General features: G+C 68.8%; 18 protein-coding genes and 2 pseudogenes. 11 read left to right on the forward strand and 9 right to left on the reverse strand.

Annotated elements, in window-relative coordinates:
* Positions 1 to 1,512: potassium-transporting ATPase subunit KdpB (gene kdpB, locus Pmi06nite_RS36320; RefSeq protein WP_203957751.1), on the reverse strand; the 1,512-nt coding region annotated here is incomplete at its 3' end.
* 419 nt (positions 1,513 to 1,931) lie between these two features.
* Between kdpB and Pmi06nite_RS42310 the strand changes: the two genes are divergently transcribed.
* Positions 1,932 to 2,294 (forward strand): hypothetical protein, encoded by a 363-nt coding sequence (locus tag Pmi06nite_RS42310; protein ID WP_239114445.1) that lies wholly within the window; start codon positions 1,932 to 1,934, stop codon positions 2,292 to 2,294.
* A gap of 57 nt (positions 2,295 to 2,351) precedes the next feature.
* On the opposite strand, the pseudogene Pmi06nite_RS43115 reads toward Pmi06nite_RS42310, so the two are convergent.
* Positions 2,352 to 2,468: pseudogene (locus Pmi06nite_RS43115) on the reverse strand (potassium-transporting ATPase subunit C); the annotation flags it as partial.
* A gap of 110 nt (positions 2,469 to 2,578) precedes the next feature.
* Here Pmi06nite_RS43115 and Pmi06nite_RS36330 point away from each other — a divergent pair.
* From Pmi06nite_RS36330 to Pmi06nite_RS36345, 4 genes are all read left to right on the forward strand, one after another.
* Complete coding sequence (locus Pmi06nite_RS36330) at positions 2,579 to 3,472, forward strand: slipin family protein (RefSeq protein WP_203957752.1); 894 nt, start codon at positions 2,579 to 2,581, stop codon at positions 3,470 to 3,472.
* A gap of 243 nt (positions 3,473 to 3,715) precedes the next feature.
* On the forward strand, positions 3,716 to 4,399 hold the full coding sequence (locus Pmi06nite_RS42805) for a TetR/AcrR family transcriptional regulator (RefSeq protein ID WP_275409645.1): 684 nt from the start codon (positions 3,716 to 3,718) through the stop codon (positions 4,397 to 4,399).
* A gap of 5 nt (positions 4,400 to 4,404) precedes the next feature.
* A complete protein-coding gene (locus tag Pmi06nite_RS36340) occupies positions 4,405 to 5,328 on the forward strand; it encodes an ABC transporter ATP-binding protein (protein ID WP_203957753.1) in 924 nt (307 codons plus the stop codon).
* Complete coding sequence (locus Pmi06nite_RS36345) at positions 5,325 to 6,914, forward strand: ABC transporter permease (protein WP_203957754.1); 1,590 nt, start codon at positions 5,325 to 5,327, stop codon at positions 6,912 to 6,914. The genes Pmi06nite_RS36340 and Pmi06nite_RS36345 overlap by 4 nt, the downstream gene beginning before the upstream one ends.
* Positions 6,915 to 6,981: 67 nt before the next feature.
* On the opposite strand, the gene prfH is transcribed toward Pmi06nite_RS36345, so the two are convergent.
* The 3 genes from prfH to Pmi06nite_RS36360 all read right to left on the reverse strand — a co-directional run bounded on the left by prfH (position 6,982) and on the right by Pmi06nite_RS36360 (position 10,067).
* Positions 6,982 to 7,626, reverse strand: coding sequence for a peptide chain release factor H (prfH, locus tag Pmi06nite_RS36350; RefSeq protein ID WP_203957755.1), 645 nt, complete (start codon positions 7,624 to 7,626; stop codon positions 6,982 to 6,984).
* Entirely contained in the window at positions 7,623 to 8,822 is a 1,200-nt protein-coding gene (locus tag Pmi06nite_RS36355; protein ID WP_203957756.1) for an RNA ligase RtcB family protein, read from the reverse strand. Before Pmi06nite_RS36355 ends, prfH begins: the two co-directional genes overlap by 4 nt.
* Positions 8,823 to 9,098: 276 nt before the next feature.
* Positions 9,099 to 10,067: a GlxA family transcriptional regulator gene (locus Pmi06nite_RS36360; protein ID WP_203957757.1), complete on the reverse strand. Its 969-nt coding sequence runs from the start codon at positions 10,065 to 10,067 to the stop codon at positions 9,099 to 9,101.
* Positions 10,068 to 10,188: 121 nt separating this feature from the next.
* Between Pmi06nite_RS36360 and Pmi06nite_RS36365 the strand changes: the two genes are divergently transcribed.
* Complete coding sequence (locus Pmi06nite_RS36365; RefSeq protein ID WP_203957758.1) at positions 10,189 to 11,127, forward strand: NADP-dependent oxidoreductase; 939 nt, start codon at positions 10,189 to 10,191, stop codon at positions 11,125 to 11,127.
* 336 nt (positions 11,128 to 11,463) lie between these two features.
* Positions 11,464 to 12,321: pseudogene (locus Pmi06nite_RS42320) on the forward strand (BTAD domain-containing putative transcriptional regulator); the annotation flags it as partial.
* A 2,016-nt stretch (positions 12,322 to 14,337) separates the two neighbouring features.
* On the opposite strand, the gene Pmi06nite_RS42325 reads toward Pmi06nite_RS42320, so the two are convergent.
* The 3 genes from Pmi06nite_RS42325 to Pmi06nite_RS36380 form a co-directional block, all read right to left on the reverse strand.
* Positions 14,338 to 15,174: an ABC transporter permease gene (locus tag Pmi06nite_RS42325; protein ID WP_239114446.1), complete on the reverse strand. Its 837-nt coding sequence runs from the start codon at positions 15,172 to 15,174 to the stop codon at positions 14,338 to 14,340.
* Complete coding sequence (locus Pmi06nite_RS36375) at positions 15,171 to 16,196, reverse strand: ATP-binding cassette domain-containing protein (protein WP_203957760.1); 1,026 nt, start codon at positions 16,194 to 16,196, stop codon at positions 15,171 to 15,173. The genes Pmi06nite_RS42325 and Pmi06nite_RS36375 overlap by 4 nt, the downstream gene beginning before the upstream one ends.
* A 371-nt stretch (positions 16,197 to 16,567) precedes the next feature.
* Positions 16,568 to 17,242 (reverse strand): TetR/AcrR family transcriptional regulator, encoded by a 675-nt coding sequence (locus Pmi06nite_RS36380; protein WP_203957761.1) that lies wholly within the window; start codon positions 17,240 to 17,242, stop codon positions 16,568 to 16,570.
* Positions 17,243 to 17,332: 90 nt separating this feature from the next.
* Here Pmi06nite_RS36380 and Pmi06nite_RS36385 point away from each other — a divergent pair, with 90 nt between their 5' ends.
* The 4 genes from Pmi06nite_RS36385 (at position 17,333) to Pmi06nite_RS36400 (ending at position 21,165) form a co-directional block, all read left to right on the forward strand.
* The gene (locus tag Pmi06nite_RS36385; RefSeq protein WP_203957762.1) at positions 17,333 to 17,857 is read left to right on the forward strand and encodes an anthrone oxygenase family protein; all 525 of its coding nucleotides are present in this window, start codon (positions 17,333 to 17,335) and stop codon (positions 17,855 to 17,857) included.
* A gap of 316 nt (positions 17,858 to 18,173) precedes the next feature.
* Positions 18,174 to 18,338, forward strand: coding sequence for a hypothetical protein (locus Pmi06nite_RS36390; protein WP_203957763.1), 165 nt, complete (start codon positions 18,174 to 18,176; stop codon positions 18,336 to 18,338).
* A gap of 224 nt (positions 18,339 to 18,562) precedes the next feature.
* Positions 18,563 to 19,594 (forward strand): aldo/keto reductase, encoded by a 1,032-nt coding sequence (locus tag Pmi06nite_RS36395; protein ID WP_203957764.1) that lies wholly within the window; start codon positions 18,563 to 18,565, stop codon positions 19,592 to 19,594.
* 224 nt (positions 19,595 to 19,818) lie between these two features.
* Positions 19,819 to 21,165, forward strand: coding sequence for a sensor histidine kinase (locus tag Pmi06nite_RS36400; RefSeq protein WP_203957765.1), 1,347 nt, complete (start codon positions 19,819 to 19,821; stop codon positions 21,163 to 21,165).
* On the opposite strand, the gene Pmi06nite_RS36405 is transcribed toward Pmi06nite_RS36400, so the two are convergent.
* Complete coding sequence (locus Pmi06nite_RS36405) at positions 21,111 to 22,052, reverse strand: SDR family oxidoreductase (RefSeq protein ID WP_203957766.1); 942 nt, start codon at positions 22,050 to 22,052, stop codon at positions 21,111 to 21,113. The genes Pmi06nite_RS36400 and Pmi06nite_RS36405 overlap by 55 nt on opposite strands.
* Positions 22,053 to 22,086: the final 34 nt, after the last annotated feature.

Genomic DNA, 22,086 nt, shown 5'->3' on the forward strand with positions numbered 1-22,086 from the left:
GACCGGGTTGTCACCCGTGATCATGACGGTGCGGATGCCCATCCGGCGCATCTCCTCGAACCGCTCGCGCAGGCCGGGCTTCACGACGTCCTTGAGGTGGATGACGCCCAGCACGCGCGTCTGCTCCGCCACGACCAGGGGAGTGCCGCCGGATGCGGACACGCCTTCGACTATTTCGTCGAGCTCCGGTGGCACCGACCCGCCGTGTTCTCGCACCCACGAGGAGACGGAGGCGGCCGCGCCCTTGCGCAGGCTGCGCGAGGAGAGATCGACTCCCGACATCCGGGTGACGGCGGAGAAGGGCACCCACACCCCGTCCGCCTCGGCGCCCGCGGCGGGGCCGACGCGACGGCGGGCCAGATCCAGGATGGACCGTCCCTCTGGTGTCCTGTCGGCGAGGCTGGACAACAGGGCGGCGTGCGCGAGATCGGCCTCCCCGGTCTCACCGACCGGGATGAAGGCGTCCGCCTGCCGGTTGCCGAATGTGATGGTGCCGGTCTTGTCCAGCAGCAGCGTGTGCACGTCGCCCGCGGCCTCGACGGCCCGGCCCGACATCGCGAGCACGTTCCGCTGGACCATCCGGTCCATGCCGGCGATGCCGATCGCGGACAGGAGTGCGCCGATCGTGGTCGGGATCAGGCACACCAGCAGCGAGACCAGCACGACGCCGGCGACGCCCTCGCCGGTGATGGCAAGGGTGTCGGGGGCGGCGGCCATCACGCCCTTGGAGAAGATCGCCATTGGCTGGAGCGTGACGGTGGCCATCAGGAAGATGATGGTCAGCGCGACCAGGAGCAGGTTGAGAGCGAGTTCGTTCGGGGTCTTCTGCCGCTTGGCGCCCTCCACGAGAGTGATCATCCGATCGAGGAAGCTCTCGCCCGGGTCCTGGGCGATCCGCACCACGATCCGGTCGGACAGGACGCGGGTACCGCCCGTCACCGCACAACGATCGCCGCCGGACTCCCGGATGACCGGGGCGGACTCGCCGGTGATCGCGGACTCGTCGACGCTGGCCACCCCGTCGACCACGTCGCCGTCCCCCGGGATCAATTGACCGGCGTCGACGACCACGACGTCGCCACGTCGCAGGAGCCCGGCGGGGATCTCCTCAGCGCGGATCGCGGACGACGGGACATCCTCGGCCCATCCCACGACGCGCCGGGCGACGGTCTGCTGCCTGGTGAGGCGCAGCGTGGCCGCCTGAGCGCGGCCCCTGCTCTCGGCCACCGCCTCGGCCAGGTTGGCGAAGATCACGGTGAGCCAGAGCCAGACGGTGATCAGCCAGCCGAAGAGCGACGGATTGAGGATGGTGAACACCGTGGTCAGCAGCGCGCCGACCTCGGTGACGAACATGACGGGGTTGCGCCAGAGGACTCTCGGGTCGAGCTTGCGCAGTGCCTCCGGCAGTGCCTTCCAGAGTTGGCGTGGATCGAGCAGTCCGGCGGCCACCCTGTGGCCAGGCCGGGGCTCCTCAACGTGGGTATCCGGTGCGACCGGCGCTTCGACGGCCATCAGAACCTCTCAGAGGAGCGGATCGCGAGAAGGAGATACACAAGCAGAGCGACCGAAACGATTAGGCCGATAAGGTTTTCAACAGTCACCGGGGGTCACCATAAATTCCACTCCAAGGGTGCCTGTAGAACGTAGAACCTCCTATAACGGCCCCCGCAAGCCGCTTAACGCGTTCACGATGAAATCCCTGCGTGACGTTGACGCGGATGAGGTCACCTCGACCGCCAGGCCCAGCGCTTCGTCGACGAGTGGAGAACGGTCGGGCAACCGGCGGCTCCGGCTCCCGCGATGACAAAGCTCGACTAATCTTTCGCGTATTTGATCATGAAGTGCGCGGGCGGCACCGCGTCCCCGGGTATGGCACCGGTCATGTCGAAGTGCCCGCCACCACATGACTGCAGAGGCAGGTGAGAAACCGAATGAGTCGTCACTTTGCGGAGGATCCGCCTGCCGGCGCGGTCATCACCACACGGCGGCCGGCGCTGGCCCTGCTGCTGGTCGTGATATCGGGGGTCACGGCGTCGCCCCATGCGAGCGCGAGCGCGGTAACGCCCCGCGTGGGCACGACGGCCACCTCCATCGACGACCGTGGGCCTGTGCGCAACGGCAACGGCGTCAGGAACAAGAATTATTCGGCGGTGAGAAGCCCGACCATCATGCGCGGCCAGCAGAACGTGTCGATCAGCATCAGCGGGAGAACCAACACGCAGTCCGCCCTGTGCAAGAGGGGGCGCCACGCGTGCAACATCTCTCAGAGAATCCGGACGTCGCACGGACGGTGATCGGCGTCTGGGGCTCGAACCGCGGAGAGCGCCCACCCGCCGACCCACGCCGAGGACGCGGCCGTCCTCGTCGGCCGTGATCGCCTTCGCTGCCACGTCTTCGGGGATGCCGCGTGCTCTGGCGATGCGTGGGGCCTGCAGTCGTGCGTGCGCGGGGGAGATCGCCGTAGTAATGGCGTAAAGATCACCCCTTTCGTGCGATCTCCGTCGTACGGTCGATGCGCCGCTTCGTTACGCCCGCGCCACTGCGACCGGTCCTAGCCCTGCGGCGGAAGGGTCCCCCCATGGGCAGCTATATTCCGCTCGCGATCGTCGCGGTCCTCGTGGCTTGGCTCGTCACCGGTGTTCGGGTCGTCAACCAGGTCGAGCGCGGCATCGTCTTCCGCTTCGGCAAGACGTTGCCGAAGGTGCGGCAGCCGGGGCTCACGCTCCTCGTCCCGCTGATCGACCAGATGAAGAAGATCAATGTTCAGATCGTCACGATGCCGGTGCCCACGCAGGAGGGCATCACCCGTGACAACGTCTCGGTCAGGGTCGACGCCGTCGTCTACTTCCGCGTGGAGGACCCGATCAAAGCGGCCATCGAGGTTCAGAACTACCTGTTCGCCGTGGAGCAGGTGGCCCAGACGTCCCTGCGTTCCATCATCGGCAAGAGCGAGTTGGATGACCTTCTGTCCAACCGCGAGGAACTGCACAGGGGCCTGGAGTTGATGATCGACAGCCCTGCGCTCGGCTGGGGCATCCACATCGACCGGGTGGAGATCAAGGACGTCCAGCTCCCCGAGGCCATGAAGCGGTCCATGTCGCGCCAGGCCGAGGCCGAACGCGAACGGCGGGCCCGGGTGATCACTGCCGACGGCGAGTTCCAGGCGGCCCGGAAGCTCGCCGACGCCTCCGCCATCATGTCCGAGACCCCCGGGGCCCTCCAACTGCGGCTCCTGCAGACCGTGGTCGAGGTCGCGGCGGAGAAGAACTCCACCCTGGTCATGCCGTTCCCCGTCGAGCTCCTGCGCTTCTTCGACCGGGCCACGCCTGCATCTACGCCCGCCTCCGCGCCTGCATCTGCGCCCGCCTCCGCGTCTGCCGAGACCGCGGCCGGGACCCCCACGCCGGAACCGCCACTGGCCGACGGTCTGCGACAGCTCCTGCGCACTCAGGAGCCGGTGGAACGCGACTGATCCATGACCGGACTGACCCAGCTTCGATCGATCAGCGAGATTCCGCGCTGGTTGTCATGGCGATGCCGCAGCTCGCGGAGGTGTGGATCACACTCTCGCCTCCGTCCGGCGTACCGGCTCAGTTTCATGGCCGACCGGCAGCCGGGCCGCGTCACGGCCACTCTTGTGTTGGCACTATATGAGCGTATAGTGGGCAATCTGGCCGAGTAGCTTGCAACATGTTTGTATAAGGAGTGGCGAGTGGTGGGAGGCCCGATTGGCGATGCGGCGTTCGAGGACCTGACGGCTCGTGCGCGGATCAGGGACGCCGCGATCCGCCTGTTCGCCGAGCGAGGCATCGACGGCACGACGGTCCGCGACATTGCCCAGGAGGCAGGCGTGTCACCGGGCCTGCTTCGGCACCACTTCGGGTCCAAGGAGGCGTTGCGCGAGGTGTGCGACGCCTACGCGCTGGACCGGCTCGTCAAGATCAAGGAGGATCTGCTCTTCGAGGGCAAGGTGGCCAACCCGGGCTTCCTCCCGTCGGTCCATCCGACGATCGTGCTGCTGTACAAGTACCTCACCCGTGCCCTGCTCGACGGCTCGTCGGGCGCCGCGGCGATGTTCGACGACATGGTGACGCTGAGCGAGCAGTGGGTCAGCAAGCACGCGCCGGCCGTCACCGAGGACTACCGGGCATACGCGGCGGTGCTCGTCGGCATGCAGTCCGGGCTCCTCGCGATGCACGACCACGTGTCCCGCGCGCTGGGCGTCGACATCTTCACCACTGAAGGCCACCTGCGCATGGCCGGCGCGCTGGCCGACTTCTACTCCCACTCGCTGCTCGATCCCGAGTTCGTCACGAAAGCCCGCGCGGCGATGGAGCCACTGCGGGCACCCAACCCCCCTAGCGCCACGGGGACCGACCCCGGGGCTGAAGGAGCATGAGGACCATGACCGAGGCGATCCACGTAGACGCACTGGTCAAAACATTCGGGCCCACCCGCGCGCTCGACGGGCTCGACCTGTCTGTGCGGACAGGGGAGGTGCACGGCTTCCTCGGTCCCAACGGCGCGGGGAAGTCCACCACCATCCGGATCCTGCTCGGACTGCTGCGCGCCGACTCCGGCTCCGCCCGGCTGCTCGGCGGCGACCCGCGGCGCGACGCCACGGAACTGCACCGCCGCCTCGCATACGTGCCCGGCGACGTCACCCTCTGGCCCAACCTGTCCGGCAGCGAGGTCATCGACCTGCTCGGCCGGCTGCGCGGCGGCCTCAACACCAAGCGCCGAGACGAGTTGCTGGAGCGCTTCGACCTCGACCCGCGTAAGAAGGGCCGGGCCTACTCGAAGGGCAACCGGCAGAAGGTCGCCCTCGTCGCCGCTCTCGCCTCGGACGTCGACCTGCTCATTCTCGACGAGCCCACCTCTGGCCTCGACCCCCTCATGGAAGAGGTCTTCCGCCAGGTGATCCGCGAAGAGCAGCAGCGCGATGGCCGCACCGTCCTGCTGTCCAGCCACATCCTCGCCGAGGTCGAAGCGCTCTGCGACCGGATCACCATCATCCGCGACGGGCGGGCGGTCGAGACCGGCACGCTCGCCGACATGCGCCACCTGACCCGCACTTCGATCGTGGTCGGCCTGGCCGGGCCGGCGACCGGCTTGGACACGCTGCCCGGCGTGCACGACGTACAGATCCACAATGGGACCGTGCGCTTCGACGTCGACACCGCCGCTCTCGACGCGGTGCTGCGGCAGCTCACCACCGTGGGCATCCTGAGCCTGACCAGCCAGCCGCCGACCCTCGAGGAGCTGTTCCTGCGTCACTACGACCGGACGCAGGCCGACGGAGAGCACCAGACGAGGGTGGCCCGATGAACTCGCTGACCGGCACGCGCGCCCTGGCGCGGCTGGCGCTGCGGCTCGACCGCGTCCGGCTGACCGTGTGGGTGCTCGGGCTCGCGGTGATGCCGATGGGGACCGCGGCCAATTACTTGAGCTTGTACCCGACCGAGGCGGACCTGCGCGCGGTGAGCGCCGTCCTCGCCAACCCGTCGCTCGTCGCGCTGAGCGGCCCGCTGTTCGGCGTGTCGATCGGTGGGCTCACCGCGTGGAAGATCGGCGTGACCGAGTTCATCCTGGTCGGTCTGATGAGTCTGCTCACGGTCGTACGGCACACCCGGACTGAGGAGGAGACCGGCCGGCTGGAGCTCATCGGCGCCACCGTGGTCGGCCGGTATGCGCCGCTCACCGCCGCCCTGCTCGTCACCGCACTCGCGAACCTGGCCATCGCGGTGCTGATCACCCTCGGGCTGCTGGCGACCGGGCTGCCGGCCGGCGGATCGCTCGCGTTGGGCCTCGCCACCGGCCTTGTCGGGATGTTGTTCGCCGCGGTCGCGGCCGCGAGCGCGCAGCTCACCCAGAGCGCCCGGGCGGCCAGCGGCCTGGCCGGCGCCGTCCTTGGCGGGACGTACCTGCTGCGTGCTGTCGGCGACACCGGGCCGACCTGGCTGAGCTGGCTGTCCCCGACCGGCTGGGCCCTGCACCTGCGCCCATACGCCGGTGAACGTTGGTGGGTGGCCGGGCTGTTCATCGGGATCGCGGCCGTCTTCGCCATCGTCGCGTACCGGCTCGTGGCGCGCCGGGATGTGGGCGCCGGCCTGCTGCCGCAGCGGCTCGGGCCCGCCGAGGCCTCCCCGGCGCTGCGCAGCCCCCTCGCGCTGGCCTGGCGGCTGCACCGCGGCCTGCTCCTGAGCTGGACCATCGGGCTCGCGCTGACCGGGGCCGTCATGGGTGGCGCCGCCGCCGGCATCGGGGACCTGCAGTCGCCGAACCAGCAGCTGACCGACATCCTGACCCGGATGGGCGGGAGTAACGGCCTCACCGACGCCTTCCTGGCCGCGATCTTCGGCATCACCGGCATGGTCGCCGCCGCCTACACGGTGCAGGCGACACTGCGGCTGCGCCAAGAGGAGAGCAGCGGGCGGGTCGAGGCGCTGCTGGCCACGCCGGTCGGCCGGCTCCGCTGGGCGGCGAGCCACCTGGTGTTCGCGCTCCTGGGTACGGCCTTGCTGCTGGCCGTGGCAGGCGTCGCCGGCGGTCTCGGGTACGGCGTGCAGATCCACGACGTCGGGGGGCAGATCGGACGGCTGCTCGGCGCCGCGCTGGTGCAACTGCCGGCCACCTGGGTGCTGGCCGGGTTCGGCACCGCCCTGATCGGCCTGGCACCGAGGTTCAGCGCGCTGGCCTGGGCCGCGCTCATCGTGTCCGTCCTGCTCGTCGAGCTCGGCGCGCTGTTCGGGCTGAGCGAGTGGATCGTCGACGCCACCCCGTTCGCGCACGTGCCGAAGCTGCCCGGCTCCGCGTTCACCGTGACGCCGATGTTGTGGCTCACCGCCATCGCGCTCGCCCTCGGCGCGGTCGGCCTCGCGGGCCTGCACCGCAGGGACGTACCGGTGGCGTAAGCACACCCGAGTCGAGGGCCGCACGGGCTGGACCCGCGCGGCCCTCGACCTGTTCATCACCGCATGTTCATGGGGAGCGTTTCGTCGGATCCTGCTTCGACGTTTCCGGTCGCTCGATACGGGTGGGATCGCCACGTACGAGCTCATCGTGGATGCGCCAGCGGGCGGTGGTGACGGCGCGCTCTGCCTGCTCCTCGCCGTGCTCGATGCGCTGTCGCAGCAGCTGCATGGCGATGCGGCGATTGAGGCTGAACTGCCGCTCGGTGTCGACCACGACGACGATCCCCGATGGCCGGTGGGTCGCCCGTACCGCCGTGCTGGCCTTGTTTCGATGTTGACCGCCGGGGCCGCCGGTACGGCAGGCCACGATGTCGACGTCTGCTTCCGCGAACGTCGTGCGCGGGGTGTCGACCTGGCACGGTTGGGCGATGACGTACCAGTTCTTTCGGCCGGTGCCGGCCCGGTAAGGGCTGGGGGCCTGCCAGCACAGAGTTCCCGTCCACGAGGCGGCGAACGCCTCGGCGCCGGTTCCTGCGATCTGGATCAGGACCGATCGGTAGGTGCCGGGCCGGTCACCGGGAACGGTCTCGGCCCGGCGGGTCTCCAGATTCCGCCGGGTGGCGTCGGCTTCCAGGCGACGCAGCAGCCGGGCCAGCGCCCAGGCACACTCCTGCGGGCCACGCCCGGCCGACAGGAGCAGGTGGACGCTCATGGCCGGCCTCGCTTGCGGCGCTGGTCCCGGTGGCCCCGTTGGGGCGTGGACCCGAGGTCGGGCGTCTTGTAGGTGACCAGCGGGACCGTGGTGGCCACGGGCGTGGCCAGGTCATGGTCGACGAGGTCGGCGATGACTTGCTCGATGCGCTTGTAGGCCGTCGGCGCCTCTTCGAAGAGCAGTTGGCGGTCGCCGCACACCACCACCGACCCCACCGGCGTGCGGCGCAGCTCCTCGACCGTGTGCTTGGCCCGGCCCCGGCGCAGGGCGTCCGCACGCGACATCTTGCGGCCCGCGCCGTGCGCCACGGAATGGTTGGCGTCCGGCCCGGCGTGGGCGGCCACGAGGTAGGAATGGGTGCCTCGCGTACCGGCGATGAGCACGTCACGGCCGTCACCCGGCGCCGCCCCCTTGCGGTGCAGGTAGACCCCGTCGCGGATCTCGACCAGGTTGTGGCACTGGTCGACGAGCGGCTCGGTGGGCTCGATGCCCAGGGCATGGGCGACCCGGGCGGCCATCAGCCGCCGGTTGAGCGATCCCCAGCGTACGGCCTCGTCGTGCATCGCCAGGTAGGCGCCGGGATCAGGGGCGGGGCCCGCGCCGTGGACCGCGGTGTGCGCCCGCAGGATCCGTTCGCCCAGCCCTCGGGAACCGCTGTGGACGATGAGAACCAGGTCGCCGGCGGCGAGTCCGAGGCGGCTCGCGTGGCCCGGCTCGAAGACGGTCCCGATCCGCGCCAGTTCGACGAAGTGGTTGCCCCGGCCGACCGTCCCGAGGCCCTCGAGGTGGCCGGCGGGAATGTCGCCCTTCACAACGGCCCAGGCCGGGTCGTCGGCATCCCGCTCAGGGTCCAGGGCGCGATCGAGGTCGGGGAATCGAGCGGCGACCTTCGTGGGTTCGGCGCGCTTGAGCTTGAGGGGGAACACGGCGATGCCGCAACCGATGTCGGAGCCCACCAGGAAGGGATACAACACGGTCGACGCCATGGCGGCCCCGATGGGGGCGCCCTTGCCGGGGTGCAGGTCCGGCATCGCGGCGACGTGCGTCATGCCGTCGAGAGCGGCCACCTGGTGACACTGCGCGAGGGCATCGGACTCGATCCAGCTTGCGGGGGAGGCGAACACGGTGACGGTGGCCGAACCCATGGCCGGGGCGGACGGCAGCGGTGACTCCGGCCGGGAGTGTTGCTGAGACAAAGAGCTCTCTTCGCTGAAAAAGGTACGGGCGGACGGCATCACGGCGCGCGTCGGCGCCGTGGCCTCGGAGTAGCGGGGTGCTGTCCGTCAGAGCATCATGGACGCCACTTTTCCTGAGCCCACCAGGCGAGGCAACCGGTTTTCGGCCGTACAGGCCTGTATGCCGCCATCTGACGACGTGCGCGTCCCGCGCGGGGCGGCGGGCGTCGGTCGGCCGCATGAGCGCCGGCGGTCGCCACGCCGGCCCACTCAGGGCGCCGTCGAGTGCGTGCTCGGTCAGCGGAGGGAGACGTCGGCGCGGAACGTGTGCCGATAGGCCGTGGGGGACACGCCGATCATGGTGGTCAGGTGCTTGCGCATGGATGCGCCGGTCCCGAAGCCGGCCTCCTCGGCGACGCGGTCCACGGGAAGGTCGGTGGTTTCGAGCAGGTGACGTGCGCGCTCGACGCGCTGCTGGATCAGCCATTTGCCGGGAGTCGTCCCGACCTCGTCGCGGAAGCGCCGGGTGAAGGTGCGGACACTCATCCTTGCGCGTCCAGCCATCTCGATCAGCGGGATGGGCCGATGGAGTCGCTCCAGCGCCCAGGCGCGGGTCTCGGAGGTGGTGGCCGCTGACGGCTCGGGCACCGGCCGCTCGATGAACTGCGCCTGGCCGCCGTCCCGCCAGGGCGGGACGACGCAGAGCCGGGCGACACGGTTGGCGACCTCGCTGCCGTGGTCGCGACGTACCAGGTGCAGGCACAGGTCGACGCCGGATGCGACGCCGGCCGCGGTGAGCACCTCACCGTCATCCACGAACAGCACGTCAGGGTTGACCTTGACGTTGGGGAACATCCGCTGGAAATGCTCCGCTTCGTTCCAGTGCGTCGTCGCTGGACGCCCGTCGAGCAGGCCGGCGGCGGCCAGAACGTAGGAGGCGGTGCAGATCGAGACGATGCGAGCGCCGGGCCGGAGATGGTCGAATATCCCGTCGACCTCAACGGGGGGCCAGAGTCTCTCATCCTGCGGGCCGCAGGAGAACGGGGGGATCACCAGCGTGTCAGCCGTCGAGAGGATTCCGCTGTCGTTCTCCACCGTGACGCTGAAGTCGGCGGCGGTCCTGACCGGTCCGCCGTCGATGCTGCAGGTGAGCACTTCGTACAGGGGCGTCTCATCGGGGCCGGCAGCGGTGCCGAAGATCCTCACGGGAATGCTCAGCTCGAACGGGTAGACCCCGTCGAGCGCCAGGACGACGACGCGATGCATGGCCAGATTCTTGCAAATGTTGGCAGTCTGGCCAATCGCCGGGGGTGCCTCGGCGTTGGCAGCCTTGCCGTACGCGGGCAGCCCACGAGGGGGAGGCCCTCGAGAGCAGAGGAACATGAGCATGCGCGCGATCGGTCAGGACTCCCTCGGCGGCCCGGAAGTGTTGAAGATCGTCGAGGTGGAACGTCCGGAGCCGGGCCCCGGTGAGGTGCTCGTCCGGGTCCATGCGACGTCGGTCAACCCGACCGATTTCTGGCACAGGGCCACCGGTGGGCTGGCGGGGGGTGCAGGGCCGATTCGGCTGGGGTGGGATGTCTCCGGCGTGGTCGAGGAGGTCGGGCTGGGCGTGACGTTGTTCGAGCCCGGCGAGGAGGTGTTCGGCATGCCGTTGCAGCCACGACCCGCCGGCACCTATGCCGAATACGTGGTCTCCCCGTCACGGCATCTGGTCCACAAGCCGGCCTCGCTGTCCCACGTTCAGGCCGCCGCGCTGCCGTTGGTCGCGCTCACCGGATGGCAGGCGCTGGTCGACACCGCCCACGTGCGCCCCGGCCACCGCGTGCTCGTCCATGCCGCGGCGGGCGGAGTCGGCCATGTCACGGTGCAGATCGCCAAGGCGCTCGGTGCCCACGTCATCGGCACCGCCAGTAGCGCCAAGCACGACTTCGTGCGGCGCCTCGGCGCCGACGAGGTCATCGACTACACCGGCGTCGACTTCGCCTCGGCGGTCGGTGACATCGACATCGTGGTCGACACCATCGGCGGCGAGTACGGCCCGCGCTCGCTGCGTACTCTGCGCGAGGGGGGCATCGTCGTCTCGCTCGCGTCTCCGGCCGAGGCGCGGTTGTCGGTTCAGGCGCGCGCCCTCGGATTCCGCTCGATCTTCATGATCGTCGAGGCTGACCAGGCGGGGATGCGGGAGATCGCCGCGCTCGTGGACTCCGGTCGGCTGATACCCGAGATCCACACGGTCCTCCCGCTGGAGCAGGCCGCCAAGGCCCACGAGGTCGGTGAGGCCGGCCGTACGAACGGGAAGATCGTCCTCACAGTCGTCGACTGACGGTGATGGCACACGCGGTCATGCTCCTCAGACGTCACTCGTCCGTAAGCTGAAGGTGTGTCCCCCGCACTGGTCCTGCTCGACGGCGTCCGCTGGCAGGGTGTGCGCGTGGTCGGCGACCGCGCACAGACCCTGCTGGCCGTGCTCGCCGTACACGGGCGTACAGGGCTCAGTGACGAGCGCCTGGTCGAGGAGTTGTGGCCTGATGAGGCGCCGGCCAACCCGACGAAGGCGCTACAGGTGGTCGTCTCGCGGACCAGGGCGGCGACCTGCGCGGACATCGTGGTGCGGATCCCGCGTGGTTATCGGCTGGGGCTGCCCGCCGGTCAGGTGGACGTGCTGCTGCTCGGCGCGCTGGTGGAGCAGGCGCGGGCCGCACTCGGCGAAGACGACGTGGCGCTCGCGCGCCGCCGTGCCGAAGAGGCCATGGCTCTCGTGGCCGGCGGCTTGGACGGCGGCACGGGCCCACTCGCCGAGCTGAGAGGCGTCGCCACCGGGTGGGCGGCCGAGGCGCGACGCGTGGCGGCGATCGCGCGAAGCCGGAGCGGCGCCCATGAGGGAGCGCTGCCGTTGCTGGAGGAGGCCGCGGCCGATCGGCCGTACGACGAGGAGTTGCTCGCCTGCCTGCTGCGCAGCGAGGCCGCCGTACGAGGTGCCGCCGCCGCTCTGGAGCGCTACGAGCGGTACCGTGCGGGCCTGGTCGCGAGGCTGGGCACCGAACCGGGGCCTGAGCTCGCCCGCGTGTACGCCGAACTCCTCGCCGCGGATCGGCCGGTGCGTGCGGGAATCCTGTTCGACGGTTCCTCGCTGCTCGGCCGCGACGGCGACATCCGTGCGGTGCACGCCCTGTTGCAGACCAGCCGGGTGGTCTCCATCATCGGCCCCGGCGGGCTGGGCAAGACGCGGCTGGCTCATGTCGTCGGCAGGAACGCCGTGCAGCCCATCGCCCACTTCGTCGAGCTTGTCGGGGTCTCCTTGCCGGAGGGTGTGGTGGGCGAGGTGGGTTCGGCGCTCGGGGTCCGGGACTCGGTCAGCGGGCGTCGTGCCCTGACCGCCGAGCAGCGCTCCGACGTTCGCGCCCGGATCGCCCAGCATCTCGACCAGGCTCCGGCGCTGCTGATCCTGGACAACTGCGAGCATGTGATCGAGGCCGTCGCCGATCTGGTGGCGTTCCTATCCGTGACGACCCGCGACCTGCGGGTGCTCATCACCTCGCGCGCCCCCTTGTCGATCCCCGCCGAACGCGTCTACCTGCTCGGCGAGCTGCCCACAGGCGACGCGGTGGAGTTGTTCCGCCAGCGCGCCACGGCCGCCCGCCCGGGTGTGCGGATCGACGGGGGAGTGGTCGAGGAGGTCGTCGCACGCCTCGACGGGCTGCCGCTCGCGATCGAGTTGGCCGCGGCCAAGGTGCGGGTGATGTCGGTGGAGGAGATCGCGCGGCGCCTGGCGGACCGGTTCGCCCTGCTGCGCGGCGGGAACCGTACGGCCCCCGACCGGCACCAGACGCTGCTCGCGGTCATCGACTGGTCGTGGAATCTGCTGGACGAGCCGGAACGGCAGGCGCTGCGGTGGTTGTCGCTGTTCGGCGACGGTTTCACGCTGGCCGTGGCCGAGCACGTACTCGGCCCTGACGCCCTGCACGTCGTCGACGCGCTGACCGAGCAGTCGATGCTGAGCGTCCGCGAGACGCCGTACGGCCTCCGCTACCGGATGCTGGAGACCGTCAGGGAGTTCGGGCGGATGCGGTTGAAGGAGGCCGGCGAGGAGGCGCTCGCTCGGACGGCGCAGCGGGCCTGGGCGACGGCGTACGCCCTCGAACACGCCTTCCAGATCTTCAGCCTGACGCAGTTCGCGGCGGTCGACGCGTTGCGCGTCGAGGAGGGCAACCTCGCCGATCTGCTTCGGCAGGCTCTCGGCGAGTCCGATCCCGCTACGACGGTGCAGTTGCTGACCGGCCTCGGCGCGCTGTGGTCGATCCGTGGTGATCACTTCCGGATCCTCGTTCACTGGGACGCGATCACCCAGATGATCACCGGCTGGGTGCCGCCGCCGCACCTCGTCGAGGTGACCAGGGCCGCCATGCTGATCACGCTCATGAACATCGCGATCATCACCGATCGCCGCGGCGATCCGTTGCGCGATCTCCTCCGTACGCTGCCCACCAGTGGCACGACGGATCCCCGCGTGACGGCGATGGCCACGGTGCTGCTCGCGTGCGACGCGGCCGACGGCGCCGAGATGCATCGCCGGCTGGCGGAGTTGTGCCGGAGCACAGACCGTGACGTCGCCTTGGCGGCGACGCAGATGAGTGTCCACGTCTTGGAGAACGCGGGTGAGGTGATCGGGGCGGTCGAGGCCGCCGAGCGGACCCTGGCGATGCTTCGCGAGGACGAGGGCCCGTGGTTCGCCGCGATCATGCGCGCCGTGCTGGCCCACCTGGTCATGCAGCTCGGCGACCGCCGGCGGGCGGTCGGGCACGCGCGGACCGCCATCCCGGTGCTGAGCCGGCTGGGCGCCACCGAAGACGAGACCCAGCTACGCGCGCTGCTGCTGACCTCCGCGCTCGCCGACGGCGATCTCGACGCCGCGGAGGCCGAGCTCGCCGAGATCACCCGGATCAACGACAACGAGGCGGTGTTCGGCGGGGCGGCGATCGTCCTGTTGTGCGCGGCCGAGCTCGCCCTCGCCCGAGGCGAGACGGCCGCCGCGCTCGCGGAATACCGCCTGGCCGTCCAGCGGGCACGCGACCTGCGCCTGCCCGGGATGTCGAGCGCGGAGTTCACGCCGTGGTCGCTCGTCGCGGTCTCGGTCACTTTGACGGCGTACGCGTACCACGCCCCGCCGGAAGACGTCCGGTACGGCGAGGAGCTGTTCTCCGCCGTCCGGGGCTACGACCTGCTGGCGGTGAAGAACCCCGTCCTCGACTACCCGCTGTGCGGCTCGATGCTCTTCGCGCTCGGCGCCTGGGGGTTGCTGCGGGGAGCCATGCCCCCCGGCGACTCGATCGGGTTGCTGGTGCTCGCCGAGCGGTTCGCGTACAACAGCCTCATGCCCAGCATGGCCTTCGAGCGGATCGAACCGTACGCGGAGCGGGCCGCGCCCGGGTTGATCGCCGCCGTGCGGGCCCACTACGGCGATCGACGCGGCTCCGACCTGCTCGACGAGGCACGGAGTCTCGTCGAGCAGGTCTCCGGCCGTGACGGACGGAGGTCACATGTGCCGTTTGTAGCTGCGTACCGACAGCGGCGCGAAGATCGCCATGACGATCAGGCACGCCAGGATCGTCCAGGCGACCTCTCCGCTGACGACGGCGCGGTTGGCGAGGTCGCGGGCGGCCGTGACCAGATGTGAGACCGGGTTGACCCGTACGAACGCGGCCAGCCACCCGGGCAGGGTGTCGACGGGGACGAACGCGTTCGACAGGAACGTCAAGGGGAACAAGATCATCATGGAGATGCCCTGCACGGCCTGGGCGCTCCGGGCGATCGTGCCGACCCAGGTGAAGACCCACGCCAGCGACCAGCCCGTGAAGATCGCCAGCAGGATCGCGGCGAGCACGCCGCCCGCTCCGCCGCCCGGACGGTAGCCCATCACCAGTCCCATGCCGAAGGTCAGCGTGGCCGCGATCGTATAGCGCAGCAGGTCAGCCACCATCGGGCCGGCGAGAGGCGCGATCCGGGCGATCGGCAACGACTTGAACCGGTCGAAGACACCCTTCTCCATGTCCTCACGGAGTTGCGTGCCCGTGGCCATGCACGTCGTCAGCACGGTCTGGGCGAGGATGCCGGGGATCATCAGAGGGAGGTAGCTCTGCACGTCGCCGGCGATGGCGCCGCCGAAGATGAAGGCGAACATCGCGGTGAACAGGATCGGCTGCAGCGCCACGTCGAAGAACTGCTCCGGGTTGCGGCGCATCTTCTTGAGCGCCCGCCACGCCATCATCAGGGTCTGGCCGAGGGTCTCCGCCATGGAGATGCGCCGCCGGGCGGCGGCCACGCGGTCGGCGGCCGTGACCGCCTCGCGGGCGGGCGCGATCAGGGTGCTCATCGGTTCTCCTCCGTGCCGGTCTCGTCGTGCTCGTCCGTTTCGTGGCCGGTGAGGGCGAGGAACACCTCGTCCAGGCTGGGCTTGGCCACGCTCACCGAGGAGATCGACACTCCGGCGGTGCGAAGTGCGATCAGCACGTCCGCGGCCAGGTCGGCCTGGTCGAGGGCGACGTTGAGGCGGCCCCGCTCCGGGCTGATGACCGGGTCGGAGCCGAGGACGCGCCGCACGACCTCCACGGCGGCGAGCACCTCGCCCGGCTCGGCGAGCAGCAACTGGAGGGTGGAGTCGCCGACCGCGGTCTTCAGCTCGTCCGGGGTGCCCTCGGCGACTTTGCGGCCGTGGTCAATGACGGCGACGCGATCGGCGAGTTGGTCGGCCTCGTCCAGATATTGCGTGGTCAGCAGCACCGTGCAGCCGTCGGTGACCAGACTGCGGATGGTGTCCCACATCTGGCCGCGCGTGCGCGGATCGAGACCGGTGGTCGGCTCGTCGAGGAAGATCAGCGGTGGCCTGGTGATCAGGCTGGCCGCCAGGTCGAGGCGCCGGCGCATGCCGCCGGAGAACTGCGCGACCGGTTTGTCGGCGGCCTCCTCCAGGCCGAACTGGCCCAGCAGCTCAGTGCCGATACGCCGGGCACGCGGCGCGGCGATGCCCTGCAGGCGACTGAAAAGCCAGAGGTTCTCGCGGGCGGTCAGGTTCTCGTCGACCGACGCGTACTGTCCGGTGACGCCGACCAACTGGCGGATCACGTGCGGGTTGCCGGCCACGTCGACCCCGAAGATCTCGGCACGGCCCGCGTCGATCTTCAAGAGGGTGGCCAGCATCCGCAGCATGGTGGTCTTACCGGCGCCGTTCGGGCCGAGGATGCCGAAGATCTCACAGGGGCGTACGTGCAGGTCGATCCCGTCGACGGCACGGTGCTCGCCGAACGTCTTCATCAGCCCTTCCGCACGCACGGCCAGATCGGTGCCCCCGTTGGGGGCCGGGCCGCCCCCGGTACGTCCGAGTTCTGTGATGCTCATGGCTTCACTCTCCGCGCCACCGGTTTCACGGCGCCCTCGCCCGGGTTTCACCGGTTGCCGGGAGCTCCGCGGATTGGCCAATTGCGGATCGAAGCGTGATCATGTGGCTCGATAAGACGCTGCTCCAAGTGCTAACGCTTCGGCATCGGACGCAAACCCTCCGCACGGTCCTTGCGTCCCGTGTCCGCAGACACCCCCAGCACAGGAGCAACGCTCGCACGCACGGGCCTCTAACTGAATCGCTCCGACGCTCCTGTGCTTGTCCAGCGGCGCTTCGAAGGCGTTCAGTGGTGTTGTTTCTGCTGGTGAGCGCCTTGAATGGTTCGCGGGCGACGTGTGCCGGTAGTGGCGCCCGGGCGCGTTCGGCTCGGTCACGCCGAGGTGCTCGGTCGGCTGTCGGTCGGTCCGAGCAGGGTTTCGCTCAGGGTCCGGGCCAGCCAGTCCTGGCAGTCGCGCACAGTCCAGCCGCAGAACTCGGTCAGTCGCTCGAACAACTCGATCGAGGTCAGGGCGTAGATCTGATCGGCGGCCCGCTCGACGCTCAGTCCGGTGCGCAGTGCGCCCACGGCCGCAAGGTGTTCTGCAGGTCCGTGGCTGCCTGTCAATCGCTGCTCTTCTGTGTCGGATAACAGGCGGGCCAAGCCGACATCGGTCGCTGCGGCGGCGCGCAGCACGCGATGCACCGGACCGACACGTTGATAAATCGCCAGCGCCATCTCCGCGAAGGCGAGCAGCTTCCGCACGGGGTCAGGTTCGGCGATGATCGCCTGTACCTGTGGCCGGGCACTCTGCGGGACGGCCTGCGCGTCACCAGCCAGGGTCACGTCCCAGACGAGCTTCGCCAAGCCCGGCTTGCCGCCAGGACAGGACGTGTACAGGGTCTGCACGACGACGCCTGCGGCCCGTGCGACGTCAGCCATCTTGGTGGCGGCATAGCCGTGTTCCAACATGAGTGCACGTGCCGCCTCGGCGATCCGTAGCCGGGTCGCCTCCGCGTTCTCCCGCCGTATCTCACTGACGTATCGCCGCTTGGGCTTCTGCTCCATGGATGATCACCGTGCCGTCGTATTGACTTTATCTGATTCAAATGAAATTTTATGCATCTAGCCAATCACTGGGTTCGCCGGGGGTGGAGCATGCGTGTCGTGCTGTTGGAGGTCGCTCGGACGGGGGCGACGTTGCTGCTCGGCCTCTTCGCCGGAGGCCTCGTCTTCACCGTGCTGGCTCCATCACTGCGTTCGTTACCCGGACCCGCGTACGTGCGGTACTGGCAGGCGCTCAATGTGGATTACGGCCGTGCCATGCCGGTGTTACTGCTCACCTGCCTCGCTCTGCTCGTGACGACGTGTGTTGTGTCCTACCAGCGTGGCTGGCTCGTATTTTGGCTCAGCATCGCCGCCTTGCTGCTACTCGTGGCTACGATCGCGCTCACCTTGACCCAATTGGATCCACTCAATCAGCTTGCGAACTCATGGAACGTCGATGAGTTGCCGACCGACTGGGCGGATGTCCGCCTGCGTTGGTGGACGCTGCACACGGTCCGGACTGCGATGGCGACGCTCGCCTTTTTCGCTCTCCTGGTCGCCCAGGTAGCCGATAGGGGAGGCGGCGAGACCGTCAGTGCACACTCGGACGCACAGCCTGCCCAGGTCTCCGGTTGACAGGGTCACCGCATGATCCACCGGGCTGAAATGTGGCCGACACCGCGCACAACTCGCGACTATTGCCCGACAGAGAGACCTCTCGGAGCAATCGAGATGGGTGACCGACCGAGTGACAGGGCCCCGCAAGGGCAAGGGGTCGCAGATTCGAATCCTGTCGTCCCGACCAGGTTTTGGCTGGTCGGATAGGGTGTCGCGTGATCATGTGACACCTTTTTCATGTACTGAGGACAATGGATCTCATCTCGGTGTGGTCTTCGGAAGGCCTCATCCGATGACTGCGAGGTGAGCGGACTCCGTCGCCAAGTCCTGTGGCATGGCCGCGGTCTACGCGGTGGCGGCGTTCCTGGTGGTGTTCAGCTTCGCCGTGACGGTTGAGGCGAATAATCCGGCGGTGTTTCCCGGCCGGCATGACAACGACGGGGCTTTCGGCGCGTTGTTCTGCGTGGGCCTGGCGTGCTCTCGGCGGCGGTGGCCGTAACTCTCGCGGTGCCTGCACCGAACGGCACGCCGTTCGACCTGCCTCGCGACGCCCAGTTCTCTCAAAGTGCGCAGCAGTGAGACGTATCTGACTTCGTCTCACAGCCCGAATTCATGTCGACCAGGCATCATCGATGTCGAAGCTGGATCGGTTTCCTCTGTTGGACGGCAAGATCCGGGGTCGCGCAGAACGCCGATATGGATCTCGTAGTGAGGGGCAGAACGATGGAATACCGCACCTTGGGCAGCACCGGCACGGTGGTGTCCTCGCTGTGCCTGGGCACGATGACTTTCGGCAATGAGAGCAGCGAGGAGGTGTCGCATGCTCAGCTCGACCGGTTCGTCGAGCGCGGGGGGAACTTCATCGATACCGCCAACGTGTACTCCCGCGGATTGTCCGAGGAGATCATCGGTCGCTGGTTGGCGGCCCGGCCGGGGGTACGGGATCAGCTCGTCATCGCGACGAAGGGCCGTTTTCCGATGGGGGACGGGCCGAATGATGCGGGCCTGACCCGCACCAACCTGTCCCGGGCGTTGGAAGCGAGTCTGCGGCGGCTCGGGGTCGAGACCGTCGACCTCTACCAGGCGCACGCCTGGGACCCCCTGACCCCGATCGAGGAGACGCTCGGCTTCTTCGATGACGCGGTGCGCGCCGGCAAGATCCGTTACGCGGGCGTCAGCAACTTCCTCGGCTGGCAGTTGCAGAAGGCGGCGCTGCTGACGCAGTTCCGTGGGCTCGCGCCGATCGTGACGCTGCAGCCCCAGTACAACCTGCTGGTGCGTGACATCGAGTTCGAATTGGTGGATGTGTGCCGCAACGAGAACATCGGGATTCTGCCGTGGTCGCCGCTGGCCGGTGGCTGGTTGACCGGGAAGTACGCGCGTGACCATGTGCCGACCGGTGCGACTCGGCTCGGCGAGAACCCCCAGCGTGGCATGGAGGCTTATGCCGCACGCAACGCGCAGGAGCGCACCTGGCAGGTCATCGATGCGGTGCGGCAGGTCGCCGAGGCGCGTGGCGTGTCCATGTCGCAGGTGGCGCTGGCCTGGACGGCGGGCCGGCCTGCGGTCACGTCGGTGATCCTCGGCGCACGCACGCTTGAACAACTCGACGACAATCTCGGCGCCGCCGAGTTGCACCTGTCCGAGAAGGAGACAGACCTGCTCACCGAGGCCAGTTCGCCGATCGTGTCCGTCTATCCGTACGGCACACCAGGCATCCAGCAGCGCTCGCGTGTCCTGAACCCGCCCAATTGATCAAGGGGCCCCCGCCGGGCTTGGCCGTACTCGGGATCGCCGAAAGATGCGGCTACGGACCTCTTGTCGTGCAGGTTCCGCTCGTCAGCGTCCCCCGCATGACGGTAAAGGTCCGTCCAAGGCCACCCCCTGCTCAGAGGGGGCACAGCCCACGTGTTGGACTGGTCACGGGAAAGGGGGCCCGGTTTGTGAGCATTCGGCGGTATACGGAGAGAGCTCGCCTGATGCTGTTCCTCGGCGTGGCGGTGGCTTTGCTGAGCACGCTCATGTCCGGGATGGTCATTTTCATCGTCCATCGCCTGGCGACTGAGTCGCGCACGGCCACGGTGAACGGGACGGCGACCGAGATCGCCTCTCTCGTCCCTCGGGGAGAATTGCGAAATCCGATCTCTGAGCAGGTGATCCCCTACGTCCAGGTACTCGATTCAAAGCGGAGGGTCATCGCCTCCACCGAGAACTTGCGCGGACGGCCGCCCATCGCGAGCTTCCTGCCCGCCAACACCGAGAGCGAGCGGACCGAGGTCATCTGCGGCAAGGCGATCCCGACAGGGGAGTGCGCCCTGGTCGTCGCCGTCCAAGCCACCGACAACGGCGGGTCGTGGACCGTCTACGGCGCCGCGCCCTCGGTCCCCTTCTACGTCGATCCCCTTCTGGCGTTGCTGCTGGTCGCCGGTACGGTGATCATTGTCGGCCTCATCATCTTCGCCAGCTATCGGATCATCGTCGGATACATCGAGCCTGTGAGACTCATCCGGGCCGAGCTGGGTCACCTGCGACCCACACGGCTGAGTGAGCGGGTCCCGGTGCCGTCACGCTCCCACCGGGAGGCCCATGATCTGGCGACGACGGTGAACAGGACGCTGGATCAGTTGCAGGCCATGATGGAGCGGGAGCGTCAGTTCACCTCCGACGTCTCTCATGACCTGCGTAACCCGATCACCGCGATGCGAACGGAGATCGAGGACGGGCTGCTGGCCCCGGACGAGGTCGACGTGGTCAAGCTGGGCACGACCCTGCTCGCCGACCTGGACAGGTTGCAGGCGATCGTGTCCGACCTGCTGACGCTGGCCAAGCTGGACGCCGGGGCGCCGACCACCTGCCAGTGGGTCGATCTGGCGGAGCTCGCCACCGCCGAATGCGCCCGCCGCTCCGGCAAACAGATCATTTGCGAGGTGACCCCGGGAGCGGTGGTGAAAGGCGACCGCGTACGGCTCACGCGGCTGGTCAACAATCTGGTCGCCAACGCCCAACGGCATGCCCGTTCCAAGGTCATCGTCCGTGTGTCCCGTGAGGGCGACGACACCGGGTCAGACGCCGGCACGGCGGTGCTCGAGGTCATCGATGACGGCGAAGGGATATCTCCAGGCGATCGCGAGGCGGTGTTCGAGCGTTTCGTACGGTTGGAGGCCGGGCGCAGGAAGGATTCCGGCGGCACCGGACTCGGCCTTCCGATCGCGAGGCAGATCGCGGAGAGCCATAGCGGCACGCTGACGATTCAGGACAGCGACCGGGGCGCTCACTTCGTCCTGCGGGTTCCTCTGCGACCCGCAGACGGCGACGCCGAATCGTGAAGAAACACCGCTGGGTCGTCGAGCGGACCTTCGCTCTGCGGCACGCCTTCCGACGCGACCGCGTTCCGTGGTGCGAGGAACTCGCGCGCACCTCGTAGACGGGTGCTCAACCGCGCTTGGGTGTCGGTGCCGACCAATCGCACGTCGATGGGTCCGGGGATGCCGGTGCCGGCGCGCAGCCCGGTAGGGAAAGTGGCCTGGTCGAGACCGTCCCGGCGTGCGATCAGCACTCCGAGCTCGTAGCGGCTGACGGCATCCTTGCCGGCGACGTGGTGGATCCCGGAGTACGGCGACGCGGCCAGTTCGAGCAGGGCGCAGGCGAGGTCGGTGACATGCACGGGGCAGCGCACGTCGTCGGTGAACAGGACACCGGTCACGGCACCGGCTGCCAGTGCGTGCACGAATCTCTCGTGCTGAGATCCGCCGTCACCGATGATCAGCGAGGTCCGGGCGATGACGGCGGTCGGCGTTATGCCCTTGATCGCCGTCTCGGCGGCGGCTTTGGCGGCGCCGTACGGCGACGTGGGATCCGGTGCGTGCGTCTCGTCGTAGTGGGCCGCCGTACCGGAGAAGACCGCATCGCTGGACACGTGCACAAGGCGGGTTCCTGCCACTGCCGCGGCGAGGGCGACGTGCATGCCTCCCTCGGCCGTGGTCGCCCAGTCGGATTGCCGGTAGGCGGCATTGACGATCACATCAGGCCGTGCCTCGAGGACCAAGGCCGTGACGTCGTCGCGGTCGCGGACATCCAGCTTTCGCCAGTCAACGTCGGCGACGGCGGGAACGCGACTGTGGAACGTCGCCACGACGCCATGGCCTGCACGCCGCGCCTGACGGATGATCTCCAGTCCGAGAAAGCCGCTGCCACCCACCACGAGAAGATCCACGCGGTCACGCTATAGCGTTCCGTCCGGTATCACC

It is taken from the genome of Planotetraspora mira, assembly GCF_016863275.1.
GTDB lineage: Bacteria > Actinomycetota > Actinomycetes > Streptosporangiales > Streptosporangiaceae > Planotetraspora > Planotetraspora mira.

What these genes read in the sequence shown, in the direction of transcription:
- Pmi06nite_RS42310 (WP_239114445.1), top strand. Translation starts at nt 1,932, where the DNA reads ATGAGTCGTCACTTTGCGGAGGATCCGCCTGCCGGCGCGGTCATCACC.
- Pmi06nite_RS36330 (WP_203957752.1), top strand. Translation starts at nt 2,579, where the DNA reads ATGGGCAGCTATATTCCGCTCGCGATCGTCGCGGTCCTCGTGGCTTGG.
- Pmi06nite_RS36340 (WP_203957753.1), top strand. Translation starts at nt 4,405, where the DNA reads ATGACCGAGGCGATCCACGTAGACGCACTGGTCAAAACATTCGGGCCC.
- Pmi06nite_RS36345 (WP_203957754.1), top strand. Translation starts at nt 5,325, where the DNA reads ATGAACTCGCTGACCGGCACGCGCGCCCTGGCGCGGCTGGCGCTGCGG.
- prfH (WP_203957755.1), bottom strand. Translation starts at nt 7,626, where the DNA reads ATGAGCGTCCACCTGCTCCTGTCGGCCGGGCGTGGCCCGCAGGAGTGT.
- Pmi06nite_RS36360 (WP_203957757.1), bottom strand. Translation starts at nt 10,067, where the DNA reads ATGCATCGCGTCGTCGTCCTGGCGCTCGACGGGGTCTACCCGTTCGAG.
- Pmi06nite_RS36365 (WP_203957758.1), top strand. Translation starts at nt 10,189, where the DNA reads ATGCGCGCGATCGGTCAGGACTCCCTCGGCGGCCCGGAAGTGTTGAAG.
- Pmi06nite_RS42325 (WP_239114446.1), bottom strand. Translation starts at nt 15,174, where the DNA reads ATGAGCACCCTGATCGCGCCCGCCCGCGAGGCGGTCACGGCCGCCGAC.
- Pmi06nite_RS36375 (WP_203957760.1), bottom strand. Translation starts at nt 16,196, where the DNA reads ATGAGCATCACAGAACTCGGACGTACCGGGGGCGGCCCGGCCCCCAAC.
- Pmi06nite_RS36380 (WP_203957761.1), bottom strand. Translation starts at nt 17,242, where the DNA reads ATGGAGCAGAAGCCCAAGCGGCGATACGTCAGTGAGATACGGCGGGAG.
- Pmi06nite_RS36385 (WP_203957762.1), top strand. Translation starts at nt 17,333, where the DNA reads ATGCGTGTCGTGCTGTTGGAGGTCGCTCGGACGGGGGCGACGTTGCTG.
- Pmi06nite_RS36390 (WP_203957763.1), top strand. Translation starts at nt 18,174, where the DNA reads ATGGCCGCGGTCTACGCGGTGGCGGCGTTCCTGGTGGTGTTCAGCTTC.
- Pmi06nite_RS36395 (WP_203957764.1), top strand. Translation starts at nt 18,563, where the DNA reads ATGGAATACCGCACCTTGGGCAGCACCGGCACGGTGGTGTCCTCGCTG.
- Pmi06nite_RS36400 (WP_203957765.1), top strand. Translation starts at nt 19,819, where the DNA reads ATGCTGTTCCTCGGCGTGGCGGTGGCTTTGCTGAGCACGCTCATGTCC.